This window comes from Lentibacillus juripiscarius, from assembly GCF_042685205.1.
GTDB lineage: Bacteria > Bacillota > Bacilli > Bacillales > Amphibacillaceae > Lentibacillus > Lentibacillus juripiscarius.
The window spans coordinates 29,301-36,409 of record NZ_JBHUNA010000004.1; the positions used below are offsets into that span (position 1 = coordinate 29,301).

7 protein-coding genes are annotated in these 7,109 nt (G+C 44.5%); all 7 read right to left on the bottom strand.

The features are described from left to right. Positions 1-51 precede the first annotated feature (51 nt). On the bottom strand, positions 52-312 hold the full coding sequence (locus ACFSUO_RS02625) for a DUF3243 domain-containing protein (protein WP_382390807.1): 261 nt from the start codon (positions 310-312) through the stop codon (positions 52-54). 69 nt (positions 313-381) lie between these two features. After that, positions 382-1,095 carry an elongation factor P 5-aminopentanone reductase gene (ymfI, locus tag ACFSUO_RS02630; RefSeq protein WP_382390809.1) on the bottom strand — a complete coding sequence of 238 codons (714 nt, stop codon included), beginning with the start codon at positions 1,093-1,095 and terminating at the stop codon, positions 382-384. An 8-nt stretch (positions 1,096-1,103) separates the two neighbouring features. Continuing rightward, positions 1,104-2,387, bottom strand: a complete 1,284-nt coding sequence (gene yfmH, locus ACFSUO_RS02635) for an EF-P 5-aminopentanol modification-associated protein YfmH (RefSeq protein ID WP_382390811.1) — start codon at positions 2,385-2,387, stop codon at positions 1,104-1,106. Next, on the bottom strand, positions 2,380-3,669 hold the full coding sequence (yfmF, locus tag ACFSUO_RS02640) for an EF-P 5-aminopentanol modification-associated protein YfmF (RefSeq protein WP_382390813.1): 1,290 nt from the start codon (positions 3,667-3,669) through the stop codon (positions 2,380-2,382). Before yfmF ends, yfmH begins: the two co-directional genes overlap by 8 nt. Positions 3,670-3,852: 183 nt before the next feature. Continuing rightward, positions 3,853-4,812, bottom strand: coding sequence for an ABC transporter permease (locus ACFSUO_RS02645; protein ID WP_382390815.1), 960 nt, complete (start codon positions 4,810-4,812; stop codon positions 3,853-3,855). Then, on the bottom strand, positions 4,813-5,859 hold the full coding sequence (locus tag ACFSUO_RS02650; RefSeq protein WP_382390817.1) for an ABC transporter permease: 1,047 nt from the start codon (positions 5,857-5,859) through the stop codon (positions 4,813-4,815). It lies immediately after the preceding gene. Beyond that, positions 5,859-7,109: ABC transporter ATP-binding protein (locus tag ACFSUO_RS02655; protein ID WP_382390819.1), on the bottom strand; the 1,251-nt coding region annotated here is incomplete at its 5' end. The genes ACFSUO_RS02655 and ACFSUO_RS02650, both read right to left, overlap by 1 nt.

The window sequence follows — 7,109 nt, forward strand, 5'->3', positions numbered from 1 at the left end:
TGAAAAAATAAAGAAGCTGTGCAGCTGACAGCTTCTTTATCGTAAGATATCTTAGTTTGTGTTTCCCTGGTTCTGCACGAGTTTGACCATGGCATTGGCAATCGCCTGGCGTTCATCGTTGGATGCAGCGGTCCAGATTTCCTGGAGTACAGCTTCTTCGCTATTCTTGGCGTCTGTGCTATTGGCCAAATAGTCACCGACTTCGTACGCCATATTCGATATTGTCTGCTGTCCCATTCCTTGCGATTGCGCTTGTTCAAGTCTGCTGGCCAAAAAGTCTTTCCATGTGTCAAAATTATCAAGAACAGACATCCAAATCTGCCTCCTTTTTAATTGTTGCACGTTTAGTATTTGACTTATTGGCCTGATTATACATACCGTTCAGGACTGCCAGCCACCTGTTACGTGAATCATCTCCCCGTTAATATATCCGGATTTGTCACTCATCAGAAAGCTGACCGTATGTGCGACATCCTCGACAGTGCCGGCCCGGCTAGCCGGAATGTCTTGTATAATCATTTCCTTCTCATCTGCCTGGAGATGCCCATTCATTTTCGTATCAATAAATCCCGGACTTACCGCATTGACTGAAATCCCGGATGGCGCCACTTCTTTAGCCAGTGCTTTAACAAAACTGTTTTGCGCCCCTTTGACAGACGAATACACCACTTCATTACTCGCGCCAACTTCACCCCAGATGGAAGTGATAACTATAATCTTCCCCTTCTTCCGGGTAATCATTTGGGGAAGGATGTGTCTGGTAATTAGCCATGGCGCTTTCACATGCAATGTCAGCATACTGTCCATGATCGTCTCATCCGTGTCCTGGAAAAGCCCATAATGCGCATTTCCGCTTGCAAAGACAACAGCATCAACGGGAAGTGTGAGCTGTTTCAAAAAGTGGCTCAGCCCATCTTCCGTACTGAGGTCAGCCTGTATTTCCTTCAAGATGGACTCCTGATCCAGACCCGCATCCAGTGCCGATTTATTCTGATGGTAATGCAAAATCAGCTGATCACCTTCAGCGGCAAGCTGCTTATAAATAGCGCTGCCAATATCTCCGCTTGCACCAATAATCAAAATGTTTCTCCCCATGTAATCCCCTATTCATTTACAATTTTGCATACAGCAATCCGTTCTTCATCGATCCAGTCCTGGACAAAATCGTTAAACTGCTCGGCCGTCAGCGACTGGATAGCAGGAATAACACGGAACAGGTCGACACCAACCGTATCATAGTGTATATATTTATTAGCAATGAACTCCAGCGAATTCATCGCACGCAGCAGCTGTCCAATTTTTTTCTTTTTCATGCGGTCAACTTCCTCAGCCGTAAATGACTTTTTATTGGTTGATTGCAGCAGCTGGACTGTCTTTTCAGCAAACTGGTCCGGATCAGCCGTATTCCCGCCTATCAGAGAGTACCCGAAGTTTTTCTCCAGATTTGTTTCAAAATGAAAACTTTCGTCAATCAACTGTTGTTCATACAATTCCCGGTAAAAAGGGCCGCCCTTTGAAAAATAAAAATCAAGAACCATGCTTTGCAGCAAATCCTTCTCCAGAAAGGCATCACCACTGAGCTCAACTGCAGATTCCTTAATGCCAATCGTACATTTCGGGACCGAGACAGACATGGTAATTTTATTTTCTTTCTGAGCCACTGTCGCAGGCTCCTGAGGATATTTCCGTTCCACTTCCGACATTTCGGCAAAGTTTTTCGCTTCCTGATTGTTGCGGATCAGTTCCATCATCTTTTCGGCTTCAAAATTCCCAGCAATGAACAGGGTCATATTGCCTGGATGATAGAACGTATGGTAACACGTATATAGATCGTCCTTTGTAATTGTACGGATGGAATCAACTGTCCCGGCAATGTCTATCTTTACAGGATGCTCATGGAACAGACTTTGCAGCGCCCCCATAAACGACTGCCATTCAGGCTGGTCATTGTACATTTCGATTTCCTGTGCAATAATCCCCTTTTCTTTTTCAACCGATTGTTCGGAAAAATAAGGATTCTGTACAAAATCGAGCAATGTTTCCACATTTTTATTTATTTGGTCTGTGGCTGCGAATAAATAGGCTGTTTTGGTGAACGATGTATAAGCATTTGCCGAAGCACCCTGTTTACCGAAATCAGCAAATACGTCCCGATCTTCTTTTTCAAACATTTTGTGTTCAAGGAAATGGGCGACCCCTTCCGGAACAGTAATCTTTTCTGTTTGGCCGATTGGTACAAATGTTTGATCGATGGAACCATAATCGGTTGAAAAGATACCGTATGTTTTGGCCATTTCGGGTTTTGGAAGCAAATATACGCATAACCCGTTGGCAAATTCCTCCTTATAAATAACTTCTTCAATCATGTCATACGCTAACTTATTCATCCGAATCGCCCCCCTTACTGGTAAGCAGATAAATCGTGTCCAGCTCACATTTGTTCGCTGCATGAATCACTTCTTCTTTACGGACATTTTTAATGTCTTCTATTAGCTGATAAGGTGACCTGTCCGTATCGGCCACAACCTGCTGATAAAGCAGCTCAATCAGTCCTTTTGTATCATCCATCGTTTCCAGAAGCTGATTAATGATTAGCGCCTTGGTATCATTCATTTCTTCCTCTGTAAAATCACCGTTTTTCATTGCCTTCAGCTGCTCTTCAATAATCTCCCTTGCTTGCTCATAATCATCAGGAGCAATGCCGCTGAAAACAAACAAGAGTCCTTTATGACTTTCCAATCGTGATGCGGCATAATAAGCCAGGCTGTGTTTTTCACGTACGTTTATGAATAGTTTGGAACTTGGAAAACCGCCAAACAAACCATTAAACACATGCATTGCACCATAGTCATCGTCCGCATAGGTTATATTCGTCCGGTAGCCGAAGTGGAGCTTGGCCTGCTGGACAGCCTGGGTTTCCACTATTACATCAGGCTGCTTCAGGTCTTTTCCTTTATCCGGTTCTGCCGAAACTTCCGCTGGTTCCTGGTCACGCCCAAGTGCCTGTTTTATTTTTCCCTCCATGACCGCACTGTCAAAGTCACCTGACACATAGATGTCAAGCTGATCATTTTTCAGAACAGACCGGTAATAAGCATACAGATTTTCTGGTGTGATTGTCTCCAAATCTTCTTCATAACCATGAATATGCAGGCTGTAACGTTCGTCGCTGCACATTTCATCTATAAGACGCATGTTGGCGTAACGCATCTTATCATCCAGGATACTGCTCATTTTCCGACGCAATGTATCTTTCTCCCTATTCACAATGGATGAGAGAAATGCATCATTTTCATTGACGGGATGAAAAATAATTTCTTTTAATAAGCTGATTGAATCATCCATAATGGACGATTCATCCGATATGAATTTCTGATTAGCTGTTTCCAGGCGGATGGTCATAATATGGTTATTTCCTTTTTTGGATCCATCCACCGATAAAACAGCCCCATATAACTCATCAAGCTTGGCCTGAATGGAGCTTCTGTCCGGATAGGAAGCCGTTCCCTGCTGCAGGACATATGGAAGCAATGCCCGTTTAGTTATCGTATCCCTAGATAGGGGTGCCTTCCATTTTGCCGTAATGCTGACTGTTTTGAATTTCTTGCCCGGAACCAGGTGTATATCGGCTCCTTTTCCGCGAATGACTGTTTCCAGCGTCTTGGTCATCGAAGTGCCTCCCTTGCATATGTAATAAAATGTACACACAGTGTAGTATGCGCCTATTTGTTTATATTATAGTCAGAAAGCTTGGCTTAACACCAGTAATTCATAATGAAACCAAGATGCCGGATAGGAAAACAAAAAGCCTGAGCCGCTTATCCATGCAGCTCAGGCCAGTTAGAAGTACTATTATCTTGTTCCTTTAATATACGGTTCACCATTTGCCCGTGGCGCTTCCGCCCGGCCGATAAAGCCGGCAAGAGCCAGAATGGTCAGTACATACGGTGCAATCAGCAGGAATACTTGCGGTACGTCCTCCAGAACAGGGACACCACCGCTAATGACACTGAGACTTTGGGCAAAACCGAAAAACAAAGCAGCTCCCATTGCCCCTAATGGATGCCATTTTCCAAAAATGACTGCGGCCAGTGACATAAATCCTTGTCCAACAATGGTCGCATGCGAAAAATTTAGCGCAATGGTCAGCGCGAAGACAGAACCGCCCAAACCTCCAAGCGCACCGGAGAGAATAACGGCAATATAGCGCATTTTGTAAACACCGATTCCATTCGTATCAGCCGCCATTGGATGTTCCCCAACAGAACGGAGCCGCAGACCAAACGGGGTTTTATAAAGGACGAACCAGGCGACAAAGGCCAGAATAATCGCTATATAAGATGTCCAGTAGACGCCCTGGAAAAATATTTCACCGATTGCTGGTATTTTAGAAAGAAGCGGTATATCCACAGTGAAAAACTGGTGGGATACCATATCTGTCTGGCCTTTGCCATACCATTGCTTCGTGAGGAATACACCAAGCCCCAGAGCCAGGAAGTTGATGGCTACACCGCTCACAACCTGGTCCGCCCGAAATGACACTGCAGCAACCGCGTGAATAACAGAGAAAATAGCTGATACAATCATTGCAGCAATTATCGATAGCCATGGCGCCCAGACACCCAATGCATCACCGAAAGTCAGGTTAAATATAATACCAACAAATGCCCCCATGACCATTAACCCTTCCAGGCCAATATTTACAACACCTGATCGTTCACTGAACACTCCGCCTAAAGCTGTAAATATTAAAGGGGCTGAAAAAAATAATGCCGGTGGAATAATTGACTGTAAGAGATCTACAATTCCCATTTATTTATCCTCCTTTTTAAAGCGAAGTATAACCCAACGGATAATATAGCTAGATGCTACAAAGAAAATAATTAATGCGATAATGATATCCACCAGCTCCGTTGGTACACCAGCTTCCGTCGGCATGTTCAGTGCCCCGACTTTCAATGTGCCAAACAAAAAAGCAGCCAATACAACACCTAATGCAGTGTTAGCACCCAAAAGAGCGACTGCAATACCGTCAAAACCTAAATTGTTAAATCCGGATTGCACGGACATATAGCCAAATGTGCCAAGACCTTCCATCGATCCAGCCAATCCAGCAAAAGCTCCGGCAATAACCATGGATAAAATAATATTGCGTTTCGCACTCATACCGGCATATTTTGAGGCGTGCTGATTAAAGCCAACCGATCGCAGCTCATATCCAATCGTCGTCCGTTCGATAAGGAACCACATAATAACGGCTGCAAATAAAGCAATAAATATACCGTAATGCATGCGGGAAAAGTATGTCATATTCTCAAACCATTCCGATGCCAGTGAAGCCGTTCCTGCAACATCAGGTGTTTTGTCCTCATTATCGGAAAGAACGTTCCGGACAATGGCATTAGCAGAATACAACGCAGTATAATTCAGCATAATGGTTATAATAACTTCGTGAACCCCTCTGGTTGCCTTGAGAAGGCCCGGGATAAATCCCCATAATGCACCAGCAGCAGCAGCCGCAAAGAGTGCCAGTGGCAAGTGGATATACATCGGCGCGTCAATTGTCGTGCCGATCCATACAGCAGCAAGCCAGCCCACGATAACCTGCCCTTCAGCACCAATGTTGAACAGCCCGGTTCTGAAAGCAAAGGCAACTGCAAGACCAGTCAAAATATAAGGCGTCACTTGCCGGATGGTTTCGCCAAAATAGTACAAATCTCCAAAGGCACCGTTCCATAGAGCACCATAGCCAGTTATCGGATTGTACCCGAAACCGAGCATAATGAGTGCACCGGCCAATAAACCGATAAACACCGATATAAGCGGTACTAGTATATTAAATAACTTATTGGAATTCATCACTCGTCACCTGCCTTCGCTTTGCTGCTTCCTGCCATCAAGAGACCAAGTTCATTTTCGTCAGTCTCTTCAGGACGAACTTCAGCGACATTTTTTCCGTCAAACATGACAGCAATCCGGTCACTTACGTCCAGTATCTCATCGAGTTCAAAGGATACCAGAAGAACCGCTTTACCCTTATCCCGCTCTTCAATCAATCGGTTATGAATAAATTCTATCGCTCCAACGTCCAATCCTCTTGTTGGCTGGGCAGCGATTAGCAAATCCGGGGACCTGTCCACTTCCCGTCCAATAATTGCTTTCTGCTGGTTACCGCCGGACAATGCTCGTGCCTTCGTATAAGCACTTGGGGTTCGGACGTCATACTCCTCTATCAGTTCATTTGCTTTTCTATAAATCTCTTTGAAATTCAGTGTCTTGTATTTTGAATATGGTTGTTGATAGTAGGTTTGCAGCACCATATTTTCACCAACCGTATAATCTAGCACCAGACCGTATTTGTGGCGGTCTTGCGGGATGTGCCCTACTCCGCTTTCGGTGACTTTCCTTGGCGGCAGGTTCGTAATATCTTTATCATTTAATGAAATGGACCCTGACTCGGCCTTTTGCAGTCCGGTGATTGCTTCAATTAATTCGGACTGACCGTTTCCGTCTACACCTGCAATCCCGACAATCTCTCCAGCCCGCACTTGAAGCTCCATTCCTTTAACCATGTCGACTTTTCGGCTGTCTTTCACCACCAGGTTCTGAACGTCCAGCACCGTATGCTGAGGCTGGGCAGGCTGTTTTTCGGTTTCAAAGCTGATATTCCTTCCAACCATTAAAGAGGCCAATTCGGTCACTGTTGTATTAGCCACATTGACTGTATCAATTCCTTTTCCCTTTCGGATAACTGTACATCGTTCACTGATTTCCATAATTTCTTTCAGTTTATGTGTAATCAGAATAATAGACTTGCCTTCCGCAATAAGAGAATTCATAATCTCCATTAATTCCGTGATCTCCTGTGGCGTCAAAACCGCTGTGGGTTCATCAAATATTAACACCTCAGCACCACGATACAGCGTTTTCAGAATTTCAACACGTTGCTGCATGCCAACCGATATATCACGTATTTTTGCAGTGGCATCCACTCGTAAACCATATTTGTCTGACAGTTCTTGCACTTCTCGTTCTGCTTTTTTGAGGTTGGTCATGCCAAACTTCGTCGGTTCACTGCCAAGAATTATATTTTGTGTTACCGTGAACGG